A 3,199-nucleotide genomic window follows, 5' to 3' on the forward strand; every position below is an offset into this window, starting at 1 on the left:
CCCACCGCGGCCCCCCCGAGCATGGCCCCGCCCGGCGCGGCACCCGGACCCGGCGGCGTCGTCGCGGCGCCGCGGCGCGCGCACGGCGTCGGCACCGCGATCGCGCTCGGCGTGCTCGGGGTGCTGGTCCTGGTGGCGATCGCGGTGATCGGGCTCCAGGTCGGCCTCCGCGCCGTGCCCGCGGCCGCCGTCCTCGCGTTCATCCCGCTCGCGCTGGTCATGCTGGCGATCAAGTGGGTGGACCGCTGGGAGCCGGAGCCCTGGCAGGCGCTCGCCGTGGCCTTCGGCTGGGGCGCCTCGGTCTCGGTGCTCGTCGCCCTGGTGCTCAACACCGGCGCGATGCTGGCGCTGGTCGCCTCGGGCAGCTCGATGCTCCAGGCGGACATCCTCGGCGCCGCCGTCGTGGCGCCCGTGGTCGAGGAGGGCATCAAGGCCCTCGGTGTCCTGATCATCTTCCTGGTCTGGCGGCGCTCGTTCGACGGCCCGGTCGACGGTCTCGTCTACGCGGCGACGGTGGCGGCCGGCTTCGCGTTCGTCGAGAACATCCTGTACTTCGGCAGCACCGTGGCCGCGACACAGGGCGTGCCCGGTGGAGGCGCCGCGGTCGTGACCATCTTCCTCATGCGGGGGATCATGTCCCCCTTCGCGCACGTGCTCTTCACGGCGTGCGTCGGGCTCGCGCTGGGCATCGCGGCCGAGCGGACGTCACGCTGGGCGTGGGTCGGCGCGCTCCCGGTCGGCCTCCTGCTGGCGACCGTGCTGCACGGGCTCTGGAACGGCAGCGCCATGATGGGCGACGGCACCGGCTTCATCACCATGTACGTCGTGTTCCAGGTGCCGCTCTTCCTCGGCACGGTCGGCCTGGTGGTCTGGCTCCGTCGGCGGGAGGCGCGCGTGGTGCGCGAGCGCCTGGGCGAGTACGCCGCGACGTGGTGGTACGCGCCCGCCGAGGTGACCATGCTCGCGTCGCTCGGCGAGCGGCGCCGCGCCCAGGCCTGGGCCGCCGGGCGGGGCGGTCCCGAGGGCAAGGCCGCGATGGCCCACTTCCAGAAGGTCTCCACGCGGCTGGCCTACCTGCGCCACCGGGCGCAGACCGACCGCGCCGACCTGCGCGCGGCGCAGGACGAGAACGCGGCGCTGGGCGAGCTCGTCGTGGCCCGCCAGCGCCTCCAGCGCGCCCTGTCGGTCTAGGATCGGGGAGCCGCGCCGAGGGCGACGCGGCTCCCCAGCACCGCGCCGTAGCCGTGGCGACCGCCCATGGTCCTTCCACCGAGCCGCGAGGACGTCCGACGTGAGCACCGAGAACGCGCAGAACATCATCGGCACCGCCAAGGTCAAGCGGGGCATGGCGGAGATGCTCAAGGGTGGCGTGATCATGGACGTGGTCACGGCCGAGCAGGCGAGGATCGCGGAGGACGCGGGTGCCGTGGCCGTCATGGCGCTCGAGCGCGTCCCGGCCGACATCCGCGCGCAGGGCGGTGTCGCCCGCATGAGCGACCCCGACCTGGTCGACGGCATCATCGAGGCCGTCTCGATCCCGGTGATGGCGAAGGCCCGCATCGGGCACTTCGTCGAGGCGCAGGTGCTCCAGTCCCTCGGCGTCGACTACGTCGACGAGTCCGAGGTGCTCACGCCGGCGGACTACGAGCACCACATCGACAAGTGGGCCTTCACGGTCCCCTTCGTCTGCGGTGCGACGAACCTCGGTGAGGCCCTGCGCCGCATCACCGAGGGCGCGGCCATGATCCGGTCGAAGGGCGAGGCGGGCACGGGCGACGTGTCCAACGCGACGACCCACATGCGCACGCTGCGCGACCAGATCCGCCGCCTGACCTCGCTGCCGCAGGACGAGCTCTTCGTGGCCGCGAAGGAGCTCCAGGCGCCGTACGACCTGGTCGTCGAGGTGGCCCGCACCGGGAAGCTCCCCGTCGTCCTGTTCACCGCCGGCGGCATCGCGACCCCCGCGGACGCGGCGATGATGATGCAGCTGGGCGCCGAGGGCGTGTTCGTGGGCTCCGGGATCTTCAAGTCCGGCAACCCCGCCGAGCGCGCCGCCGCGATCGTCAAGGCGACGACGTTCTACGACGACCCCGACGTCATCGCGAAGGTCTCGCGCGGCCTGGGTGAGGCCATGGTCGGCATCAACGTCGAGGACGTCCCGGAGCCGCACCGCCTGGCCGAGCGGGGCTGGTGAGCACGGGAGTCACCCAGCTGGGCCCCGAGTGGGTGCCCGGACCGGATGGCGTGCCCTTCCGGCGCGGTGCCCGCGTGATCCTGCTCGACGCGGCGGACCGCGTGCTCCTGGTGCGGGGGCACGACATGGACGACCCCGCCCGGTCCTGGTGGTTCACCGTCGGCGGCGGGATCGACCCGGGCGAGAGCGCGTCGGACGCGGCCGTGCGTGAGGTGGCCGAGGAGGCGGGGCTGTCGCTCTCCCGGGACGACCTGGTCGGGCCCGTCGCGGTGCGCAGCGCCGACTTCCGGTTCCTGCGGCAGACGGTCCGGCAGTCGGAGGAGTTCTTCGTCGCGCGCGTCGAGGCGCCCGGGGCGCTGAGCACGGACGGGTGGACCGACGTCGAGCGCGCGTTCATGGACGAGGTCCGGTGGTGGGCCCTGGACGAGCTCGAGCGCGTGCGCGAGGAGGTCTTCCCCGCCGAGCTCGTCCCGCTGGTGCGCGGCCTGCTCCACGGGTGGGACGGCGTCGTCCGGACGCTCGGCTAGGGCGCCGGCCGCCGTCGCCCGTCAGCCGTCGGCGTCGTCAGGCGTCGTCGTCCGTCAGGCGGGGCGAGACCGGCGCCGGGGTGCGGGCGCGGCCCGCGCTGAAGACCGCGAGCACGACGTCGGCGCGGCGCACGCCCAGGCGCTTGCGGAGCGCGCCCTGCGCGTGGGGGGAGTCGATCACCTCGGAGTGGGGTGCGACGCTGACGCCCGCGCGGTGGGCGTGCAGCCACAGGCGCTGGAGCACCCGGCCCGCCTCGACGACCTCGGCGGGCGGCAGGCCGAGGCTGCTGTCCATGGCCTCCGTGCGGCTGTGCACGCCGTCGAGGCCCAGCGCGCGGGTGTCGGCCACGAGCGCGAGGTGCCGCGGCCCGTCGTCCGCGTGCCGCCCCACCGGGACCGGCTGGCCGCGGCCGAGGAGCTCGAGGGTGCGCGCGGCACGGCCCGCGACCCCCAGCAGGGGGTCGCGCAGGGCGGCGCG

General features: G+C 74.7%; 3 protein-coding genes and 1 pseudogene. 3 read left to right on the forward strand and 1 reads right to left on the reverse strand.

The annotated features are described in order from the left end of the window. The 3 genes from IDM29_RS15840 to IDM29_RS15850 all read left to right on the forward strand — a co-directional run. Positions 1–1,191 (forward strand): PrsW family intramembrane metalloprotease (locus IDM29_RS15840; protein WP_223148409.1); only part of this gene is annotated, 1,191 nt, incomplete at its 5' end. Positions 1,192–1,291: 100 nt separating this feature from the next. Further along, positions 1,292–2,194 carry a pyridoxal 5'-phosphate synthase lyase subunit PdxS gene (gene pdxS, locus IDM29_RS15845; RefSeq protein WP_182111224.1) on the forward strand — a complete coding sequence of 301 codons (903 nt, stop codon included), beginning with the start codon at positions 1,292–1,294 and terminating at the stop codon, positions 2,192–2,194. Next, on the forward strand, positions 2,191–2,721 hold the full coding sequence (locus IDM29_RS15850; protein WP_255491522.1) for an NUDIX hydrolase: 531 nt from the start codon (positions 2,191–2,193) through the stop codon (positions 2,719–2,721). Before pdxS ends, IDM29_RS15850 begins: the two co-directional genes overlap by 4 nt. A 37-nt stretch (positions 2,722–2,758) precedes the next feature. On the opposite strand, the pseudogene IDM29_RS15855 reads toward IDM29_RS15850, so the two are convergent. Further along, positions 2,759–3,199: pseudogene (locus tag IDM29_RS15855) on the reverse strand (hypothetical protein); the annotation flags it as partial.

Source organism: Actinotalea sp. JY-7885 (assembly GCF_014525465.1).
In the GTDB taxonomy this organism is placed as follows: Bacteria; Actinomycetota; Actinomycetes; order Actinomycetales; family Cellulomonadaceae; genus Actinotalea.